This is a genomic window from Streptomyces sp. NPDC002564 (genome assembly GCF_042889645.1).
Lineage (GTDB): Bacteria > Actinomycetota > Actinomycetes > Streptomycetales > Streptomycetaceae > Streptomyces.
On the sequence record NZ_JBIARE010000025.1, the window covers coordinates 1 to 19,780 of the forward strand.

The 19,780-nt window shown below is 71.7% G+C and carries 15 protein-coding genes; 8 read left to right on the plus strand and 7 right to left on the minus strand.

Features of this window, described 5'->3' with window-relative positions; genetic code table 11:
- Positions 1–137 precede the first annotated feature (137 nt).
- Genes ACFYXE_RS38125 through ACFYXE_RS38145 form a run of 5 tightly spaced genes read right to left on the minus strand, consistent with a single transcriptional unit; the run spans position 138 to position 5,742 of the window.
- A complete protein-coding gene (locus ACFYXE_RS38125) occupies positions 138–1,448 on the minus strand; it encodes a DUF58 domain-containing protein (protein ID WP_389321118.1) in 1,311 nt (436 codons plus the stop codon).
- Positions 1,448–2,434: an AAA family ATPase gene (locus tag ACFYXE_RS38130; RefSeq protein WP_389321121.1), complete on the minus strand. Its 987-nt coding sequence runs from the start codon at positions 2,432–2,434 to the stop codon at positions 1,448–1,450. Before ACFYXE_RS38130 ends, ACFYXE_RS38125 begins: the two co-directional genes overlap by 1 nt.
- A complete protein-coding gene (locus ACFYXE_RS38135) occupies positions 2,434–3,702 on the minus strand; it encodes a DUF4350 domain-containing protein (protein ID WP_389321124.1) in 1,269 nt (422 codons plus the stop codon). Before ACFYXE_RS38135 ends, ACFYXE_RS38130 begins: the two co-directional genes overlap by 1 nt.
- Positions 3,699–4,424: a DUF4129 domain-containing protein gene (locus ACFYXE_RS38140; RefSeq protein ID WP_389321127.1), complete on the minus strand. Its 726-nt coding sequence runs from the start codon at positions 4,422–4,424 to the stop codon at positions 3,699–3,701. The genes ACFYXE_RS38135 and ACFYXE_RS38140 overlap by 4 nt, the downstream gene beginning before the upstream one ends.
- Positions 4,425–4,428: 4 nt before the next feature.
- Positions 4,429–5,742 carry a hypothetical protein gene (locus ACFYXE_RS38145; RefSeq protein WP_389321130.1) on the minus strand — a complete coding sequence of 438 codons (1,314 nt, stop codon included), beginning with the start codon at positions 5,740–5,742 and terminating at the stop codon, positions 4,429–4,431.
- Between the two features lie 140 nt (positions 5,743–5,882).
- On the opposite strand from ACFYXE_RS38145, the gene mtnA reads away from it, so the two are divergent.
- From mtnA to ACFYXE_RS38180, 7 genes are all read left to right on the plus strand, one after another.
- Positions 5,883–7,040, plus strand: coding sequence for an S-methyl-5-thioribose-1-phosphate isomerase (gene mtnA, locus ACFYXE_RS38150; protein ID WP_389321133.1), 1,158 nt, complete (start codon positions 5,883–5,885; stop codon positions 7,038–7,040).
- Between the two features lie 4 nt (positions 7,041–7,044).
- Positions 7,045–7,734 (plus strand): two-component system response regulator MtrA, encoded by a 690-nt coding sequence (mtrA, locus tag ACFYXE_RS38155; protein WP_189176211.1) that lies wholly within the window; start codon positions 7,045–7,047, stop codon positions 7,732–7,734.
- A gap of 1 nt (position 7,735) precedes the next feature.
- Positions 7,736–10,036 (plus strand): MtrAB system histidine kinase MtrB, encoded by a 2,301-nt coding sequence (gene mtrB, locus ACFYXE_RS38160; RefSeq protein WP_389321138.1) that lies wholly within the window; start codon positions 7,736–7,738, stop codon positions 10,034–10,036.
- Positions 10,026–11,888 (plus strand): LpqB family beta-propeller domain-containing protein, encoded by a 1,863-nt coding sequence (locus tag ACFYXE_RS38165; RefSeq protein WP_389321142.1) that lies wholly within the window; start codon positions 10,026–10,028, stop codon positions 11,886–11,888. Before mtrB ends, ACFYXE_RS38165 begins: the two co-directional genes overlap by 11 nt.
- Before the next feature lie 168 nt (positions 11,889–12,056).
- The gene (locus ACFYXE_RS38170; protein ID WP_389321144.1) at positions 12,057–12,926 is read left to right on the plus strand and encodes a ComF family protein; all 870 of its coding nucleotides are present in this window, start codon (positions 12,057–12,059) and stop codon (positions 12,924–12,926) included.
- Positions 12,927–13,240: 314 nt separating this feature from the next.
- Positions 13,241–13,933: a ribosome hibernation-promoting factor, HPF/YfiA family gene (hpf, locus tag ACFYXE_RS38175; RefSeq protein WP_389321146.1), complete on the plus strand. Its 693-nt coding sequence runs from the start codon at positions 13,241–13,243 to the stop codon at positions 13,931–13,933.
- Between the two features lie 195 nt (positions 13,934–14,128).
- A complete protein-coding gene (locus ACFYXE_RS38180) occupies positions 14,129–14,872 on the plus strand; it encodes a response regulator transcription factor (protein ID WP_355820517.1) in 744 nt (247 codons plus the stop codon).
- A 32-nt stretch (positions 14,873–14,904) separates the two neighbouring features.
- Here ACFYXE_RS38180 and ACFYXE_RS38185 read toward each other — a convergent pair whose 3' ends face one another.
- Together ACFYXE_RS38185 and ACFYXE_RS38190 are read right to left on the minus strand one after the other, a co-directional pair.
- Positions 14,905–16,068: a winged helix-turn-helix domain-containing protein gene (locus ACFYXE_RS38185; RefSeq protein ID WP_389321150.1), complete on the minus strand. Its 1,164-nt coding sequence runs from the start codon at positions 16,066–16,068 to the stop codon at positions 14,905–14,907.
- A 51-nt stretch (positions 16,069–16,119) separates the two neighbouring features.
- Positions 16,120–16,692, minus strand: coding sequence for a GNAT family N-acetyltransferase (locus ACFYXE_RS38190; RefSeq protein WP_389321153.1), 573 nt, complete (start codon positions 16,690–16,692; stop codon positions 16,120–16,122).
- A gap of 224 nt (positions 16,693–16,916) precedes the next feature.
- On the opposite strand from ACFYXE_RS38190, the gene secA reads away from it, so the two are divergent.
- Complete coding sequence (gene secA, locus ACFYXE_RS38195) at positions 16,917–19,748, plus strand: preprotein translocase subunit SecA (RefSeq protein ID WP_389321156.1); 2,832 nt, start codon at positions 16,917–16,919, stop codon at positions 19,746–19,748.
- Positions 19,749–19,780: the final 32 nt, after the last annotated feature.

Consider the following 19,780-nt stretch of genomic DNA (forward strand, 5'->3'; position numbering starts at 1 on the left):
TACTGCAGGGGGGACCCTGTGGGAGAGTAGGACGCCGCCGAACTCCTTTTAGTCGGGAAACCCCCGCACCTTATGGTGCGGGGGTTTTCTGCGTTATAGGGGCTCTTCGCTTTCCGGCGGGGTCATTTCTCCGCTTTTTAGAGGCGGCCGGCAGCCTTCAGGGAAAGGTAGGCGTCCGCCAGTGCGGGGGCCAGGTCATGCGGGGTGGCGTCCACGACGGTGACCCCGCGGCGTCGGAGTTGCTCCGCCGTGCGGTGGCGTTCCGACTGGGCCTGGGCGGCGGCCGCCGCGTCGTAGACCGCCTCCGTTGTTCCGCGGGAGGCCGCCATCTCCTCTATGTGCGGATCGGCGACCGACGCGACCAAGACCTTGTGGCGCCGGGTGAGGCGGGAAAGTACAGGAAGCAGGCCCTCTTCGACGGGGGCCGTGTCGAGGCTCGTGAGCAGGACGATCAGGGAGCTGCGCGGGGCGGTGCGAAGAGCGGTCGAGGTCAGGGCGCGGGCGTCCGTCTCGACGAGCTCGGGTTCCAGGGTGGCCAGGGCGTTGACCAGGGAGGGGAGGACGTCCCCTGCTGAGCGGCCCTGGACCAGGGCGCGTACGCGACGGTCGTAGGCGAGCAGGTCCACGCGGTCGCCGGCGCGGGACGCCAGGGCGGCGAGGAGCAGGGCCGCGTCCATCGAGGCGTCCAGGCGCGGGGCGTCGCCCACGCGACCCGCCGAAGTACGGCCGGTGTCGAGGACCAGCAGGAGGTGGCGGTCGCGTTCGGGGCGCCAGGTGCGGACGGCTACGCGGGACTGGCGGGCGGTGGCACGCCAGTCGATCGAGCGCGTGTCGTCCCCGGGAACGTAGTCGCGGAGACTGTCGAACTCCGTGCCCTGCCCGCGCGTCAGGACGCTGGTGCGGCCGTCCAGTTCACGCAGGCGGGCCAGTTTGGAGGGGAGATGCTTTCGGCTGGCGAAGGGCGGCAGGACGCGCAGGGTCCAGGGGACCTTGTGGCTGCCCTGTCGGGTGAACAGGCCCAGCGGCCCGTACGAACGGATGGTCACGCGGTCGGCCTGGTGGTCGCCGCGGCGGGTGGGGTGCAGGCGTGCGGTGAAGCGGCGGCGTTCGCCCGAGGGGATCGTCAGGCGGTGACGGGACGCGGTGACCTCGGTGCCTGGCTGCCAACTGCTCGGGGGCCAGGCGTCGCGCAGTTCGGCGCGCAGGGTGCGGCCGGAGGGGTTGGTGACGGTGAGGCCGACGTCGGCGCTCTCGCCCAGGCGAACGGAGGTGTCGCCCGCGCGGGTCAGACCGAGGCGGCGTACCGGCGCGGCCAGCGCGACATCGCAGGCGCAGGCCAGCGCCAGGGGGGCGTTGACGGCGAGGATGCCCGTCCAGCTCGGGTCCCACAGGCCGACGGGGAGGGTGCCCAGAGCCGCCAGGAGGGCGGCGCGTCCGGTCAGGGCCATCAGCGGGGGACCGGGACGTGGGCGAGGATCGCGTTGATGACGGAGTCGGCGGTCACGCCCTCCATCTCGGCTTCCGGGCGGAGCTGGACGCGGTGGCGGAGGGTGGGCAGTGCCAGGGCTTTGACGTCGTCGGGGATGACGTAGTCGCGGCCCGTCAGCCAGGCCCAGGCGCGTGCCGTGGAGAGCAGGGCCGTGGCGCCTCGGGGGGAGACGCCGAGGGTGAGCGAAGGGGATTCGCGGGTGGCGCGGCACACGTCCACGACGTACGCGGTGATCTCGGGGGAGACGGAGGTCTTGGCGACGGCGGCCCGGGCGGCTTCCAGGTCGGCGGCGCCCGCGACGGGACGGACGCCGGCGGCGCGCAGGTCGCGCGGGTTGAAGCCTTCCGCATGCCGGGTCAGGACGTCGATCTCGTCCTGGCGGGAGGGGAGAGGGACCGTCAGTTTGAGCAGGAAGCGGTCCAGTTGGGCTTCGGGGAGGGGGTAGGTGCCCTCGTACTCGACCGGGTTCTGGGTGGCGGCGACCAGGAAGGGCTCGGGGAGCGGGCGCGGGGTGCCGTCGACCGTGACCTGGCGTTCCTCCATCGCTTCGAGGAGGGAGGACTGGGTCTTGGGCGGGGTGCGGTTGATCTCGTCGGCCAGCAGGAGGTTGGTGAAGACCGGGCCGGGCTGGAAGGAGAACTCGGTGGTGCGCGCGTCGTAGACGAGGGAGCCGGTGATGTCGCTCGGCATCAGGTCGGGGGTGAACTGGACGCGCTTGGTGTCCAGTTCGAGGCTCGCGGCGAGTGCGCGCACGAGCAACGTTTTGGCCACCCCGGGGACTCCTTCTAGTAGGACATGGCCGCGGCACAGCAGTGCGACGACGAGTCCGGTGACGGCGGGGTCCTGGCCGACCACGGCCTTGGAGATCTCGGCGCGCAGGGCTTCGAGGGAAGCGCGTGAGCTGCGGGGATCTCCGGTGGGCCCGGTGTCAGTGGTCGGGTCCATCATGAGTGGCGTACCTCTCTTTCGAGGGCGTCGAGTTGGTCGGCGAGGGTGATGAGCGCGGTGTCGTTGCCGGGAGGCGGCCCGAAGAGGAGGGGGTGCAGGTCCATGCCGGGGGTGCGGAGCCGGGTGGTCAGTGCGGGGAGCAGGGACTCGGGCGCGTGCGCTTGGGCGGGGGGTACGCCGACGAGAGGGGCGAGGCGGGTGCGGGTGGCGGTGCGCAGGGCCGCGGCTGCCCGGTCGCGGGCGTTCGCCTTGCGGTAGAGGCGGGCGCGGCCTTCGACGGTCTCGGAGGCGCGGATGGCCACGGGCAGGCGTTCGGCGACGAGGGGGCCGAGGCGGCGTGCGCGCCACAGGGCGGCCAGTACGGCGGCGATGGCGAGTTGGAGGGTGCCCCAGCGCCAGCCGGCGGGGATCAGGTCGAAGAAGCCGCGGCGCTCGGAGTCGTCCGCCGCCTGGTCGTCGGCGAGCGAGGGGAGGTACCAGACGAGGTGGGGGCGGGAGCCGAGGAGTTGCAGGGCCAGGGAGGCGTTGCCCTGCTGGTCGACGCGGTCGTTGTAGAGGATGTCGGGGGCGCCGAGGACGACGGTGTCGCCCTTGCCACGGGGGGTGGGGAGTTGCAGGAGACCGGGAAGGCCGTCGCTGAGGTAGCAGGCCTCGGCGTCGGGGGCGAGGGTGTCGTAGCGGATGCCGCCCATGTCGGCCGTGCCGGCGCGGCGGGCCGCCGGGAGGGAGCAGTCGGGGGAGAGCGTGGAGTCGACGCTGGTCGTGGCGTCCGCGGTGACTCCGGGGGCGAGGTCGCCGATCGACGTGGTGCCGGGGGTGACGAGGACGGTGCGGCCGTCGGACGCCTCGGTGGTCTCGTGGAGCCGGGTGCGCTGGCGGCCGGTGAGGACGTCGGGGTTGGCGACGAGCAGGGTCGTGTCGGCGGCCACCGCGGAGCGGGCTTCTTCGAGGCTGGTGACCACGCGGGTGGACACGCCTCGGTCGGCGAGGAGTTCGGCGACGGCCCGGCTGCCGTGGGTGTCGGCGGAGCGCGGGTCGAGGCGGCCGTGCTGGGCGCCGGAGCGGACGGCGGCGATGGCGACGGCGGTCGCCACGAGGATGACCAGGGCGAGGGCGATGCCTCGCGAGCGGGTCCACAGCTGGCGGGGAGTGGCCGAGGTCGACGTCGTCGGGGCGGGCGGCTGTGGGGCGTCGGGCCGGTCGGTGGTGGGCGTGGTGCCGGGGGCGGGCCGGGGCGGCTCGGCGGGCGGGGTGGTGCCGGTCATCCGGCGGCCCCGTGGGAGTGGCTGCTCGGTGTGGTGTGGGCGGTGTTCGTCAGGACCGGCCTGGTGTGTTCCAGATCGCGGTCGAGGTCGGCGAGCCGGAGGTATGCGGCCTGGTCGGCGGTGCGGCCGCCGTACGTGACGTCGTCGAACGCTTGGGCCGCCGAGCGGAGTCGGTCGGTGTGGGCGGGCAGGGTGCGGCCCGCTTCCGCGGCGGCTTCGTCGGCGGTGCGGCCCGGGCGGGGGTCGAGGAGGGCGCGTTCCTCCAGTGCGCGGACGAGGGCGCGCATCCGCTCCTGCACGGCCTGGTTCCAGTGGGCCTGGGCGGCGTGGGCCTCGGCGGCGGCGCGGTGCTCCGCCGCGCTGCGGGGGCGGTCGTCGAAGAGGGCGGGGGCGGAGGTGGCGGCGCGGCGCGGCGTGCCCAGGCGCCACCACAGGGCGCCGGCGAGCAGGACGACCGCCAGGACGATGACCAGGAGTCCGAACCCGCCGCCCGGGGTGGCCCCCGAGGCGGCGGAGAACAGGTCGTCGACCCAGCCCCAGAAACGGTTCAGGGCCCGCTGGAAGAGGCCCGGATCGCCCTCGTGGTACATCGGCTTGGACAGTTCGCGCTCGGCGGCCTCCCGCGCGGGGTCGCGCGGGATCGTCACCGGTGGGTCGTCGCCGGTGCGCGGCAGGAGTGGTGCCGCCGTGAGCGTGCCGAGTACTGCCCCCGCCGCGGTCACCGCATCAGCTCCCCGGGGTGCCGGGCGTGGTGGTGGCGTGGCCGGGGACGCCGGCGGCGCGGGCGAGTTCGAGGTCGAGGGCCTCGCGGCGGATGCGCTGGTCGATGTAGAGGAGCACGGTGACGCCTGCCGTGATCGGGAACGTCAGCGTGGAGCCGATGATCGAGCCGACACCGCTGATGATCAGGAACGTCCAGCCCAGCTCGCCGGTGTTGTTCAGGAAGCCGCTGACGCCGTCGCCGCTGACCGCGCCCGCGATGAACGAGAAGGGGATGACGATGATCGACGCCACCACGTTCGCGATGATCGCGGCGAGCAGCTGGATGCCGAAGACCCGCCACCAGGAGCCGCGGACCAGCTTCACGGAGCGGGCCAGGGACTTCTTGATGCCCTGCTTCTCCAGCATGAGTGCCGGGGAGGCGAGCGAGAGGCGGATCACGACCCAGAGGGCGACGATGCTCGCGCCGAGACCACCGAGCGCGGCGAGCCCGGCGCCGGCCTCGGAGGAGCCCGCCAGCGCGATCAGGACGCCGGGCAGGGTGCCGACGGCGACGATGGCCACGCCGATGAGGGGGATGAGGAGCGTCAGGCCGAAGAGCTTGGCGAGCTGGGGGCGGGAGTCCTGCCAGGCCTCCGAGGTGGTGACCGACTTACCGAGCACCGCGCGGCTGGTGACCATGGTGAGCAGGGCCGTGGCGACGATGGTGCCGAGCAGGGTGATCACGAGGACCACGCCGGAGTTCAGCATCGTGTCGCCCATGGCGCGGGTCAGCTCGCCGACGGTCGCGCTCGGGTCGTCGAGGGCCTCGGTGTCGACGGACTCGTCCAGGACGAGTCCCTGGAGGAGGACGACGATGATCTCCGTGAGCACGGCCACGGTCAGGGAGATGCCGAGGACCGTGCGCCAGTGGGCGCGCATGGTCGACACCGCGCCGTCCAGGATCTCGCCGACGCCGAGCGGGCGGAGCGGGATGACACCGGGCTTGGCGGCGGGCGGAGGCCCCTGCCAGGCACCCCAGCCGCGGTAGCCGCCGGGGCCTCCCGGTCCTGCGGGGCCGGGACCGCCGGGGCCCGCGGAGGGCCGGCCGCCCCAGCCCCAGCCGCCGCCCTGGGCGGGCGGAGGGGGCGGTGGTGGCGGTGTCTGGCCCGGGCTCTGGCTGCTGGGCGGGGACCACTGGGCGGGCGGCGGCTGCTCCTTGGACCACTTGGACGGGCCGCTCTGCCCGCCGTCCGCGGGCTCGGCGGCGTCCGGCTTTCCGGAGTCCGGTCCGTCGGAGGGGGCAGATCCGGGCGAGGCCCAGCCCGGAGTGTCGTTCATCGTCGCTCCTTCAAGGTGCCCGTCCGCGGGTGCGGCGGCAGGTTGCCAGCCATCGTGCCACGGTGTGCCCGCCAGGTGACCGGGCGCCGTAGCGGCTGTACACCTTCAATTGTCCGCCGGGTACGGGGCAGACTGGTCGGATGGCTGATCAGTACGCGCAATCCAGCGAGGACAAACGGCCGACCGAGATACCGGCGGTTCCCGCGATCCGTTGGGACGACCCGCCCGAAGGCCCTGTGGTGGTGCTCCTCGACCAGACCAGGCTGCCGGGCGAGGAGAGCGAGCTGGTGTGCACCGACGCACCGGCACTGGTGGAGGCGATCAGGACGCTTGCGGTGCGAGGGGCACCGCTGCTGGGCATCACGGGGGCGTACGGCGTCGCCCTCGCCGCGGCCCGCGGCTTCGACGTGGACGAGGCGGCGGACGCACTGGCGGGGGCGCGGCCCACCGCGGTCAACCTCGCGTACGGGGCACGGCGGGCGCAGGCCGCGTATCGTGCCGCATCCGTGGGGGGTGGGGACGGCGGACAGGCCGCCGCTGCCGCGCTCGAGGCGGCGCGGGCACTGCACGCCGAGGACGCCGAGGCGAGTACGCGGATGGCGGCGCACGGTCTGGCGCTGCTCGACGAGCTGTTGCCCGGCGGCGGGCACCGGATCCTGACGCACTGCAACACGGGGGCGCTGGTCTCCGGAGGGGAGGGCACCGCGTTCGCGGTGGCGCTCAAGGCGCACCGGGAGGGGAGCCTGCGCAGGCTGTGGGTGGACGAGACGCGGCCGCTGCTGCAGGGGGCCAGGCTGACCGCATATGAGGCGGCGCGGAACGGAATGGCGTACACCTTGCTCACGGACAACGCGGCGGGTTCGCTGTTCGCGGCGGGTGAGGTGGATGCCGTGCTGATCGGTGCCGACCGCATCGCGGCGGACGGTTCGGTGGCGAACAAGGTGGGGAGCTATCCGCTCGCCGTGCTGGCGCGATATCACCATGTGCCGTTCGTCGTGGTGGCGCCGGTGACGACCGTGGACCTGGACACCCCGGACGGGGCGGCCATCGAGGTGGAGCAGCGAGCCGGTCATGAAGTGACGGAGGTCACGGCACCGCACGTGCCGGTGATCGGGATGGAAGCGGGAGGCGGTATTCCGGTGGCACCCCTGGGGACCCAGGCGTACAACCCCGCGTTCGACGTGACGCCACCCGAGTTGGTGACGGCGATCGTCACGGAAGAGGGCGTTCTGTCACCTGTGACAGCAGAGGGCCTTGTCGAGCTGTGTGCCAGGTCACGCCAGGTAACGATTAGCTAATGGGATGATGTCAGGCATGAAGGGACGAGTCCTTGTCGTCGACGACGACACCGCACTGGCCGAGATGCTCGGGATTGTGCTGCGTGGTGAAGGTTTTGAGCCGTCGTTCGTAGCTGATGGCGACAAGGCGCTGGCCGCTTTCCGGGAGGCCAAGCCTGATCTTGTGCTGCTCGACCTGATGCTTCCCGGTCGGGACGGCATCGAGGTGTGCCGCCTGATCAGGGCGGAGTCCGGAGTGCCGATCGTGATGCTCACGGCCAAGAGCGACACCGTGGATGTGGTGGTCGGTCTGGAGTCGGGGGCGGACGACTACATCGTCAAGCCGTTCAAGCCGAAGGAGCTCGTGGCCCGGATCCGGGCGCGGCTGCGGAGGTCGGAGGAGCCCGCGCCGGAGCAGCTGGCCATCGGTGACCTGGTCATCGACGTGGCGGGGCACTCCGTGAAGCGGGACGGGCAGTCGATCGCGCTGACGCCGTTGGAGTTCGACCTGCTGGTCGCCCTGGCGCGCAAGCCGTGGCAGGTGTTCACGCGTGAGGTGCTCCTGGAGCAGGTCTGGGGCTACCGGCACGCGGCGGACACCCGCCTGGTGAACGTGCACGTCCAGCGGCTGCGCTCCAAGGTCGAGCGGGACCCGGAGCGGCCGGAGATCGTGGTGACCGTCCGTGGCGTCGGTTACAAGGCCGGACCGAGCTGACGTGTCCCAGGACAGTTCCTCCTCGGCGCCCGGTGGTCCGGGGGCTCGCTCGGGGCGGACTGGACCGGCACGGCGCACGTCCCGGTTCGAGCGGCTCGTCGACGGCGGGCTGCTGCTGCAGGGCGGGGTTCAGGGCAGCCCCGTGCTGCGTCTCTTCGCGCGCTGGGTGCGCCGCCCGCTGCTGCCGGCCCTGCGGCTGTGGCGGCGCAACATCCAGCTCAAGGTCGTCGCCACGACCCTGCTGATGTCGCTGGGCGTGGTGCTCATGCTCGGGTTCGCCGTCATGAGCTCGGTGAACAACGGCCTGCTCAAGGCCAAGGTGAAGGCTTCGCAGAGCCAGGCCGACGGTGGTTTCCGCGCGGCCCAGGACAGCGTCAACGCTGCCCGGCAGAGCGCGCAGGGGCAGGGCCAGGAGGGCAGTACGGCCGACGGGCGCAATGCCGCGCTGTGGATGTCCGACCTGGTGGAGCAGCTCTCCAGCGGTGGGCAGAACGCGTTCGCGGTGGTGACGCTGAGCCCGACCTCCGCGGGGGACGCCGGGAGCGTGCGCGGGTCGCGGGCCTCGGGCAGCGTGGAGCCGATCCTGAGCGTGCCCGAGGAGCTGCGCCGCCAGGTCGACAACGGCACGGGCGTCTACCAGGCCAACACCCGCATCGAGTACGACGACGGCCGTGCGCCGCAGTCCGGTCTGGTGATCGGCAAGCGGCTCAACGACCTCAACGGCGACCCGTACCAGCTGTACTACCTCTTCCCGCTGACGCAGGAGGAGGAGTCGCTGAACCTGGTGCGGACGACCCTGGCGACCGCCGGGCTGTTCGTCGTGGTGCTGCTCGGGGCCATCGCCTGGCTGGTGGTGCGCCAGGTCGTCACGCCCGTGCGGATGGCCGCGGGCATCGCCGAGCGGCTGTCCGCGGGGCGCCTGCAGGAGCGGATGAAGGTCACCGGCGAGGACGACATCGCCCGGCTCGGTGAGGCCTTCAACAAGATGGCGCAGAACCTGCAGCTGAAGATCCAGCAGTTGGAGGAGCTGTCGCGGATGCAGCGGCGGTTCGTGTCCGACGTGTCGCACGAGTTGCGTACGCCGTTGACGACCGTACGGATGGCCGCCGATGTCATCCATGAGGCGCGGGTGGACTTCGATCCGGTGACCGCGCGGTCGGCGGAGTTGCTCGCCGACCAGCTGGACCGGTTCGAGTCGCTGCTCGCCGATCTGCTGGAGATCAGCAGGTTCGACGCGGGTGCGGCCGCCCTGGAGGCCGAGCCGATAGATCTGCGCGAGGTCGTCCGCCGGGTCGTCGGCGGTGCGGAGCCGCTCGCCGAGCGCAAGGGCACGCACATAAGGATCGTGGGCGACCAGCAGCCCGTGGTCGCCGAGGCGGACGCGCGGCGCGTCGAGCGGGTGCTGCGCAATCTCGTGGTCAACGCCGTGGAGCACGGCGAGGGCAAGGACGTCGTGGTGCGGCTGGCGGTCGCGGGCGGCGCGGTCGCCGTGGCGGTACGGGACTACGGCGTGGGTCTGAAGCCCGGCGAGGCGACCCGGGTGTTCAGCCGTTTCTGGCGGGCGGACCCGGCGCGGGCCCGTACCACCGGTGGTACGGGGCTCGGCCTGTCCATCGCCCTGGAGGACGCGCGGCTGCACGGTGGCTGGCTGCAGGCCTGGGGCGAGCCGGGCGGGGGGTCGCAGTTCCGGCTGACGTTGCCGAGGACGGCGGACGAGCCGTTGCGGGGGTCGCCGATACCCCTGGAGCCGGACGACTCGCGGCGCCACCGCGGGCTGAACGACGCCGGGCTGCCCCTCGGGGGCGGGAGCAAGCTGGCCACGGTGCCCGCGCAGGCGCCCGCGGCGGCATCCGAGCGGGTCGCGCCGCCCGTGCCGGCGAAGGGGCCGATACCGCCGCGGCTGCGGCAGGCCGGACCGGTGGATCCGACGGCGCTGCCCGGCAGCGGGTCGCGGGTCGTGCCGCGCAGGCCGCTGGACGACGAGCCGGCGGCGGGCGACGGGACGGCAGGGTCCCTGCGGCCGGACGGCCCCGTGCCGGACGGGCGGGCGTCGGACGGGCGCGCGTCGGGCGGTGGGGCCGTGGACGACGGGGCCTGGGACGACCCGGTGTGGGACGACCCGGCGCTGGACGATCGCGACGCGGACGAGGACCTGTACGGCATGACCGACGAGACGTACGACGGTGCCGGATCGGCGCCGCGGGGCGAGGAGGCGCGCGGTGCCGGGACGGGTCCGACGCCCGGCGGCCGTGCCGCGGGGTATGGCGCGGGCCGGGGAGAGGAGAGCACGCGTGGGCGCTGACCGTGACGGGCGCGGCCGCCGTGCGGGCCGCAGGCATGCCCTGCGCACCACACTGCTGCTCGGCAGCTGCGGCGCGCTCCTGGCCGGGTGCGCCTCCATGCCGGACAGCGGGAACCTGAAGTCCGTCGACGCCTCGCAGCGGCCCGACTCGCAGTCCCAGGTGCGCGTCTATGCGATGCCGCCGCGCGAGGGTGCCCGGCCCGTGGAGATCGTGCAGGGCTTCCTGGAGGCGCTGACCAGCGACGATCCGAAGTTCGCGATGGCGCGCAAGTATCTGACGAAGAAGGCGTCGCGGGAGTGGAACCCGGGCGAGTCCACGACGGTGCTGGCCGACGGCCCGAACACGGACGCGGGCAACGCGGGCAACGACGCCGAGGGCAGCCGCCGCTACTCGCTCACCGGCCGGCAGGTCGCGCGGGTGGACGAGCAGCACGCGTACCGCCCCGACGACGCGCCCTACACCCAGACCGTGCACCTGAGCCAGGACGGCGGTCCCGGCGGGGACGAGTGGCGCATCGACAAGCCGCCGCCGGGCGTGGTGCTCGGTGCGTCGGACTTCCAGCGGATCTACCGTTCCGTCAACAAGTACTACTTCGCCGGGCCCACGGGCGCGGGCGTGGGCGGGCGTACGGGGCTCGTCGCCGATCCCGTCTACATCCGGCAGCGGATCGACCCGCTGACGCAGACGGTCAAGCTGCTCCTGGAGGGGCCGACCAACTGGCTCCGCCCGGTGGTGGTGTCGAGCTTCGGCAGCGGCATGGAGCTGAAGAATCCGAACGCGCCGCTGGCGCTGGACGATCACAACCGGCTGACGGTGCAGCTCAACAGCCGTTCGGACGGCGCCGGGCAGACGCGGTGCAAGGAGATGGCGGCGCAAATGCTGTTCACCTTGCAGGACTTGACGCCTTCGGGGGTCGAGCAGGTGACGCTGCAGCGTTCCAACGGCTCGATGCTCTGCGTCCTGAGCCAGGACCGTGCCGAGACCGTCGCCGCGCACCGCAGCGCGGACCGCCCCGACTACCAGTACTTCGTCGACGAGAAGCACCGTCTGGTGCGGATGTCGGCCAACGCGGGCAGTTCGGTGGACCCGGAGCCGGTGACGGGTGCTCTCGGCACCGGCGACCAGCCGCTGCGCTCGGCGGCCGTCTCCCGCGACGAACAGCGTGCGGCCGGCGTGTCCCTCGACGGGAAGTCGCTGTACACCGGCTCGCTGCTCGGGGACGACGGTCTCGGCAAGGCGCGGCTGCGCAGCAAGGCCAAGTCGGAGGAGGACCGGCTCTCCACGCCCAGTTGGGACAGCAGGGGCAACCTGTGGGTGGCCGACCGCGACCCGAAGCGGCCGCGGCTGCTCTGGCTCGACCAGGGCGAGGGCGATCCGGTCGAGGTCGACGTGCCCGCGCTTGACGGGAACATCGAGGAGGTGCGGGTGTCGGCCGACGGCGTGCGCATCGCCCTGCTGGTGGAGAAGGACGGCAAGAAGTCCCTGTGGATCGGCCGTGCCGACCGCGACGAGGACAAGGACGGCAAGCCCGAGATCTCCGTCCTCGACCCCACTCCCGCCGCGCCGCAGATGGAGGAGGTCACGGCCATGTCGTGGGCCGGCGCGAGCCGCCTCGTGGTGGTCGGCCGGGAGTCCGGCGGCGTGCAGCAGATCCGGTACGTCCAGAGCGACGGCTCGGTGCTCCCGCGCACCGCGCTGCCCGGCCTGACCGGCGTCAAGGAGATCGCGGCGTCCGAGGACGAGCGGCAGCCGCTGGTGGCGCACTCGGACGACGGGATCGTGCGGCTGCCGACGGGCTCGCAGTGGCAGACCGTGGTGAAGGAAGGGCTGGCGCCGGTCTATCCCGGCTGAGGCGGGCAACGCCCGTTGCGCGGTGGAGGGTTGTCCACCGTCGCGTGGCGGACGGTTGGCGACCGTTCCGTGGCGGACGGCTGTCGACCGTTCCGTGGCGGTCGTTTGTCCACAGGGGGTTATCCACAGGGGTGGCCGTGCGGCCCGTGCCTTGGCACAGTGGTGGGCATGCGGGGGTGGTGGCAGGACCTCACCGACCTGGTGCTGCCGGCCGAGTGCGGGGGCTGCGGGCAGCCCAGGACGGCGCTCTGTGACGGGTGCCGGGCCGCCCTGTGCGGGCGCCTGCCGCGCCGGGTTCGGCCCGATCCGGCGCCGCCCGGCCTGCCCCTCGTGCATGCCGCGGCGCCGTACGAGGACGCGGTGCGGGCCGTCCTGCTCGCGCACAAGGAGCGCGGCGCCCTGGGACTCGCCGGGCCCCTGGGTGCGGCGCTGGCCGAGGCCGTGTGTGCCGGTCTGCGGGCCGAATTCCGATCTCCGGGTGATACGGGAGTGCGAACGCGGGTAGGCGGCACACAGGGTGGTCCACAGGGGCTGGTGATGCCTTTGTCGCTCGTTCCTGTGCCCTCGGCGCGGGCTGCTGTGCGGGCGCGCGGGCACGACCCGGCGCGGCGGATCGCCCTCGCCGCGGCGGGTGAGCTGCGGCGGGCGGGGATGCCGGCGCGGGTGCTCGCGGTGCTGCGTCAGCGGCGCGCGGTGGCCGATCAGTCGGGGCTCGACTCCCGGCAGCGGCAGGCCAATCTGGCGGGCGCCCTGGAGGTGGCCGCCGGGGGCGGCCGGTTGCTGGCGGGAGGCGGCCGGATCGTGGTCGTCGACGACCTGATGACCACCGGTGCCTCGGTGGCGGAGGCCGCCCGGGCATTACGTGCCGTACACACGAAAGGGATGTCGGAAGAGGCGGCGGGAGAGAACGAAGGCGCGGAGGCCGTACGGGAACCGGGGACGGGGGTCGTACGAGGGTCGGTATTGCGCTGCGAGAACGCGATCAGCGCTGCCGTTGTTGCCGCCGCACCGGATTCTTTCGAAATAAACCGGAACTGATTGAGAACTTGCATCGTTGCAGGTGGTGAGAGGGTCGATACACCTGAATGGAGGTACGCCTCAGTAGAGGGTGACGACATCCGTCCGGGCGAGATATGTTCGGTTGTGAGGAATGGCGGACGCCGTCCCTCGCAAATCGGAATGCCGGTCTGCGGGATTTTCGCAATCACCCGGGCCGGTGGGGTGGAGATCTTGCCCACGGGGGAGGAGGAGGTGGAAGTCACCGAGTCCGAGGCTCCGGGAGTCACCGGAGTCTGGTGCAAAAGGGAGATGCTCCGCATCCGAAGCGGAGCAATCCGGGAACGGAGTTCTGCGTGGACATCGTCGTCAAGGGCCGCAAGACCGAGGTGCCCGAGCGGTTCCGCAAGCACGTGGCCGAGAAGCTGAAGCTGGACAAGATCCAGAGGCTCGACGGCAAGGTGATCAGCCTCGACGTCGAGGTGTCCAAGGAAACCAACCCGCGTCAGGCCGACCGTTCCGACCGGGTGGAGATCACCCTTCGCGGGCGTGGACCCGTGATTCGTGCGGAGGCCTCGGCGGCAGACCCCTACGCGGCGCTCGACCTGGCCACCGCCAAGCTCGACGCCCGCCTGCGCAAGCAGCACGAGAAGCGCCACAACCGGCGGGGCACCGGCAGGCTCTCCGCCGCCGAGGTGGCCGAGCGGGTCCCGGACGCGGCGTACCTCAACGGGGACGGCTCCATCGCGCGCGACGAAGAGCCCGAGGGCGTGCCGGTCAAGAAGATCGGCTCCCTGGAGGTCCAGGGCGAAGGGCCCCTCGTGGTCCGCGAGAAGACGCACGTCGCGGCCCCGATGACACTCGACCAGGCGCTGTACGAGATGGAACTGGTCGGACACGACTTCTACTTGTTCGTCGACTCCGAGTCCAAGGAGCCGAGCGTCGTCTACCGACGGCACGCCTACGACTACGGCGTGATCCGTCTGAACACCGACCCCATGGTCGCCAAGGCCGAGTCCGCCGGTGGCGGCGGAGCGCTCGGCGGCTGACCCACCGCCCCGTGACGGCCGAGGTAGTGCCCCTGGAGCGCCTGTGCGCCCCCAGGGGCACCACCGTGCGCCCAGTGCGCGCACCGCTCCGGCGCCGGGCATGAAATCATGGGCGGGCCGGTCAACCGGTGTGCTGCCGCCTGGGGTTGGTGCAGCAGAAGCACAACAGGCCGCGGCCTTCATGGGGGAGGAACGATGGCGGACAGCTTCGGACCGATGCGTCACGAGGATGCCGGTGACGGCATCGGCATCGGCACGGATGCGGGCGCCCCACGCAAGGAGCCCATCCGGGTCCTTGTGGTGGACGACCATGCCCTCTTCCGCCGGGGTCTGGAGATCGTCCTCGCCGCCGAGGAGGACATCCAGGTCGTCGGCGAGGCGGGTGACGGCGCCGAGGCGGTCGACAAGGCCGCCGACCTGCTGCCCGACATCGTGCTGATGGACGTCCGGATGCCCAAGCGCGGCGGCATCGAGGCGTGCACCTCCATCAAGGAGGTGGCCCCCAGCGCCAAGATCATCATGCTGACGATCAGCGACGAGGAGGCCGACCTCTACGACGCGATCAAGGCGGGCGCCACGGGCTACCTCCTCAAGGAGATCTCCACGGACGAGGTGGCCACCGCGATCCGCGCGGTCGCCGACGGACAGTCGCAGATCAGCCCCTCGATGGCGTCCAAGCTGCTCACCGAGTTCAAGTCGATGATCCAGCGCACCGACGAGCGGCGCCTGGTGCCCGCGCCCCGGCTGACCGACCGGGAGCTCGAAGTGCTGAAGCTCGTCGCGACCGGGATGAACAACCGTGACATCGCCAAGGAGTTGTTCATCTCCGAGAACACCGTGAAGAACCACGTGCGCAACATCCTGGAGAAGCTGCAGCTGCACTCCAGGATGGAGGCCGTGGTCTACGCGATGCGGGAGAAGATCCTCGAAATCCGGTGAGGCGCCCCGGCCGAAGGCCGGTCACGTGCCGGTCAGGTGAGGGCGCGGACCAGGTCGGGCGTCAGCTCCGGGCGGTCCATCCGCTCCACCCGTACCGCGTCGCAGCCGACCCAGGACGCCGCCTCCCGCAGCGCCTGAGCCATCGGCGCCACCGCCTTCGCGCCGTCCAGCGAGACCTGCCGGGCCACCAGCGTGGTGCCCTCGCGCGCCGGGTCGACGCGGCCCAGGAGCCTGCCGCCCGCGAGCAGCGGCATCGCGAAGTAGCCGTGGATCCGCTTGGGCCTCGGCACATACGCCTCCAGGCGGTGCGTGAAGCCGAAGATCCGCTCCGTGCGCGCCCGCTCCCAGATCAGCGAGTCGAAGGGGGAGAGCAGCGTCGTGCGGTGCCGGCCGCGGGGCGCCGTCTCCAGCGCCCTCGGGTCCGCCCAGGCGGGCTTGTCCCAGCCCTGGACGGCCACCGGCACCAGACCCGAGTCCGCGACCACCGCGTCGAACTGCTCGCCCTTGAGGCGGTGGTAGTCGGCGATGTCCGCGCGCGTGCCCACGCCCAGCGCCTCACCGGCCAGCCGGACCAGGCGGCGCAGGCACTCCGCGTCGGTCAGGTCGTCGTGCAGCAGCGGGTCCGGGATCGCCCGCTCGGCCAGGTCGTACACCCGCTTCCAGGAACGGCGCTCCGTGCACACCACCTCGCCGTACATCAGCGCGCGCTCGACGGCGATCTTCGACTCGGACCAGTCCCACCACTCGCCCTTGTTCTTCGCGCCGCCCAACTCCGTGGCCGTGAGCGGGCCTTCGGTGCGCAGCTGCTTGATGACCTGGTCGTAGGCCCCCGAGGGCAGGTCGTGGTGCCAGTGCGGGCGGTCGCGGTAGGCGCGGCGGCGGAAGGCGAAGTGCGGCCACTCCTCGATGGGCAGGACGCAGGCGGCGTGCGACCAGTACTCGAAGGCGCGGGTGCCCGTCCAGTACGCCGCCTCGACCGCCTCGCGGCCCACGGCGCCCAGGCGCGCGTACGGAATCAGCTCGTGCGAGCGGGCGAGCACCGAGATCGTGTCGAGCTGGACCGCGCCGAGGTGCCGCAGCACGCCCGGCACGCCGGACCGGCGGTCGGGCGCGCCCAGGAAGCCCTGGGCGCGCAGGGCGATGCGGCGGGCCTCGTCGGCGGAGAGAGCGGTGGCGGGACTCGGCAGGCTCGTCATGACCCGAACGATAGGCGGCGGCACTGACAGCCGCCGTGCGGTGCCCGCGGGTCAGTCGCGGGCCGGCAGGTACGGGTGCGGCGACGTGATGCCGAGGTCCGAGGGGAGCAGCGCGCCGATCCACGCGTCGCGCAGCGTGTTCTTGTTCAGCAGGCCCGCGCGGAGCGTGCCCTCGACGGTGAAGCCGACCCGCTCCACGACCGCGCGCGAGCCGGTGTTGCCGACCTCCGCGCGCCACTCCAGACGGGTGCAGCGCAGGTCCGTGAAGGCCCAGCGGGCCAGGCCGAGGACGGCCTCCGTCATGTAGCCCCGGCCCCGGTGCTCCTTGGCCGTCCAGAAGCCGACCTCCCACGTTCCCGAGCGGGGGTGGTGCAGGCTGATGGCGGCGACCAGCGGGCCGCCCTCGCGGGGGCGTACGGCGAAGGTGTACTCCGCGTCGCCGCGCCAGCCGTCCGGGACCATGCGGCCGATGAAGGTCTCGGCGTCCACGCGCGCGTAGGGCGAGGGGATGGTCGTCCAGCGCTGGATCTCCGGGTCCTGACAGGCCTGGTAGGTCTCGTCGGTGTCCGCGGGCGTGAAGACGCTCAGGAACAGACGTTCGGTGGTGAGGGTGACGGGCTCCATCAAACGATTCTGCTGGGGCGGCGGCCCTCGATGCCAGTGTTTTGCGGGCTTTCCCGATCACCCTTCACGCGGCACTGAGGGGCGCAACCCGGCACCTTCGGCGCCCCTCGCCCGTTGACCTCAGGGCAGACCTCCCGGCGCAGCCGGGTCCTCGCATACGATGGCCGTTGCCCGACGAGTAAAACCGACCATGCCAGGCCCGACCGGCAAGGAGACCAACCCCCGTGTCCGTCCTCTCGAAGATCATGCGTGCAGGCGAAGGCAAGATCCTGCGCAAGCTGCACCGCATCGCGGACCAGGTCAACTCCATCGAAGAGGACTTCGTCAGCCTCTCCGACGCCGAGCTGCGCGCGCTGACCCAGGAGTACAAGGAGCGATACGCCGACGGCGAGACGCTCGACGACCTCCTGCCCGAGGCCTTCGCGACGGTCCGTGAGGCCGCCAAGCGCGTCCTGGGCCAGCGCCACTACGACGTCCAGATGATGGGCGGCGCCGCGCTGCACATGGGCTATGTCGCCGAGATGAAGACCGGCGAGGGCAAGACCCTCGTCGGCACCCTGCCCGCTTACCTGAACGCCCTGTCCGGCAAGGGCGTCCACCTGATCACGGTCAACGACTACCTGGCCGAGCGCGACTCCGAGATGATGGGCCGCGTCCACAAGTTCCTGGGCCTGGAGGTCGGCTGCATCCTGGCGAACATGACGCCGGCGCAGCGCCGTGAGCAGTACAACTGCGACATCACCTACGGCACGAACAACGAGTTCGGCTTCGACTACCTCCGCGACAACATGGCCTGGGCGCAGGACGAGCTCGTCCAGCGCGGCCACAACTTCGCGATCGTCGACGAGGTCGACTCGATCCTCGTCGACGAGGCCCGTACGCCGCTGATCATCTCCGGCCCCGCCGACCAGGCCACCAAGTGGTATGGCGACTTCGCCAAGCTGGTCACGCGTCTCACCAAGGGTGAGCCCGGCAACCCCCTCAAGGGCATCGAGGAGACCGGGGACTACGAGGTCGACGAGAAGAAGCGCACCGTCGCCATCCACGAGTCCGGCGTGAGCAAGGTCGAGGACTGGCTGGGCATCGACAATCTGTACGAGTCGGTGAACACGCCCCTGGTCGGCTACCTCAACAACGCCATCAAGGCCAAGGAACTCTTCAAGAAGGACAAGGACTACGTCGTCATCGACGGCGAAGTCATGATCGTCGACGAGCACACCGGCCGTATCCTCGCCGGCCGCCGCTACAACGAGGGCATGCACCAGGCGATCGAGGCGAAGGAAGGGGTGGACATCAAGGACGAGAACCAGACCCTTGCGACCATCACCCTCCAGAACTTCTTCCGCCTCTACAAGCGGGACGGCTACGAGAGCGGCCTCTCCGGAATGACCGGTACGGCCATGACCGAGGCCGCCGAGTTCCACCAGATCTACAAGCTGGGCGTCGTGCCGATCCCGACGAACCGGCCGATGGTCCGCGCCGACCAGTCCGACCTGATCTACCGCACCGAGGTCGCGAAGTTCGCCGCCGTCGTCGACGACATCGCGGAGAAGCACGAGAAGGGGCAGCCGATCCTGGTCGGCACCACCTCCGTCGAGAAGTCGGAGTACCTCTCGCAGCAGCTCTCCAAGCGCGGCGTCCAGCACGAGGTGCTCAACGCCAAGCAGCACGACCGTGAGGCGACCATCGTCGCCCAGGCCGGCCGCAAGGGCGCCGTCACCGTCGCCACGAACATGGCGGGACGAGGCACCGACATCAAGCTCGGCGGCAACCCCGACGACCTCGCCGAGGCGGAGCTGCGCCAGCGCGGCCTCGACCCCGTCGAGCACGTCGAGGAGTGGGCCGCCGCGCTGCCCGCCGCCCTGGAGAAGGCCGAGCGGTCCGTCAAGGCGGAGTTCGAGGAGGTCAAGGACCTCGGCGGGCTCTACGTCCTGGGCACCGAGCGGCACGAGTCGCGCCGCATCGACAACCAGCTGCGCGGCCGCTCCGGCCGTCAGGGCGACCCGGGCGAGTCCCGGTTCTACCTCTCGCTGGGCGACGACCTGATGCGCCTGTTCAAGGCGCAGATGGTCGAGCGCGTGATGTCCATGGCCAACGTGCCGGACGACGTCCCGATCGAGAACAAGATGGTCACCCGCGCCATCGCCTCCGCGCAGTCGCAGGTCGAGCAGCAGAACTTCGAGACCCGCAAGAACGTCCTCAAGTACGACGAGGTCCTCAACCGCCAGCGCGAGGTCATCTACGGCGAGCGTCGCCGCGTCCTGGAGGGCGAGGACCTCCAGGACCAGGTCACGCACTTCATGGACGACACGATCGACGCGTACATCGCCGCGGAGACCGCCGAGGGCTTCGCCGAGGAGTGGGACCTGGACCGGCTGTGGGGCGCCTTCAAGCAGCTCTACCCCGTCAAGGTCACCGTCGAGGAGCTCGAGGAGGACGCGGGCGACCGCGCGGGACTCACCGCCGAGTTCATCTCCGAGTCCATCAAGGACGACATCCACGAGCAGTACGAGGCCCGCGAGGCGCAGCTCGGCTCCGAGATCATGCGTGAGCTGGAGCGGCGCGTCGTGCTGTCGGTCCTGGACCGCAAGTGGCGCGAGCACCTCTACGAGATGGACTACCTCCAGGAGGGCATCGGCCTGCGCGCCATGGCGCAGAAGGACCCGCTGGTCGAGTACCAGCGCGAGGGCTTCGACATGTTCAACGCCATGATGGACGGCATCAAGGAGGAGTCCGTCGGCTACCTGTTCAACCTGGAGGTCCAGGTCGAGCAGCAGGTCGAGGAGGTCCCCGTCGAGGACGCGGCGCCCTCGCTGGCCAAGGGCGGCGCGCAGGACGCGGTGCCCGCGGGCGCCGGGCGTCCGGAGATCCGCGCCAAGGGCCTGGAGGCCCCGCAGCGCCCCGACCGCCTGCACTTCCAGGCGCCGAACGCCGAGGGCGGGGTCGACGAGGGCGACTTCACCACGGACGGCTCCGAGGTCCGCTCCGAGGCGGACGGGATGACCCGCGCGGAGCGCCGCAAGGCCCAGAAGGGCGGGCGTCGCCGCAAGAAGTGACGCCGTCGGGACGTGCGGCCGTCGCCGTGGCA

Coding starts and splice junctions, on each gene's coding strand:
- ACFYXE_RS38130 (WP_389321121.1), bottom strand. CDS start 2,434: ATGGACCCGACCACTGACACCGGGCCCACCGGAGATCCCCGCAGCTCA.
- mtnA (WP_389321133.1), top strand. CDS start 5,883: ATGGCTGATCAGTACGCGCAATCCAGCGAGGACAAACGGCCGACCGAG.
- ACFYXE_RS38170 (WP_389321144.1), top strand. CDS start 12,057: ATGCGGGGGTGGTGGCAGGACCTCACCGACCTGGTGCTGCCGGCCGAG.
- ACFYXE_RS38190 (WP_389321153.1), bottom strand. CDS start 16,692: ATGGAGCCCGTCACCCTCACCACCGAACGTCTGTTCCTGAGCGTCTTC.
- ACFYXE_RS38125 (WP_389321118.1), bottom strand. CDS start 1,448: ATGGCCCTGACCGGACGCGCCGCCCTCCTGGCGGCTCTGGGCACCCTC.
- ACFYXE_RS38185 (WP_389321150.1), bottom strand. CDS start 16,068: ATGACGAGCCTGCCGAGTCCCGCCACCGCTCTCTCCGCCGACGAGGCC.
- mtrA (WP_189176211.1), top strand. CDS start 7,045: ATGATGTCAGGCATGAAGGGACGAGTCCTTGTCGTCGACGACGACACC.
- ACFYXE_RS38145 (WP_389321130.1), bottom strand. CDS start 5,742: ATGAACGACACTCCGGGCTGGGCCTCGCCCGGATCTGCCCCCTCCGAC.
- ACFYXE_RS38180 (WP_355820517.1), top strand. CDS start 14,129: ATGGCGGACAGCTTCGGACCGATGCGTCACGAGGATGCCGGTGACGGC.
- ACFYXE_RS38135 (WP_389321124.1), bottom strand. CDS start 3,702: ATGACCGGCACCACCCCGCCCGCCGAGCCGCCCCGGCCCGCCCCCGGC.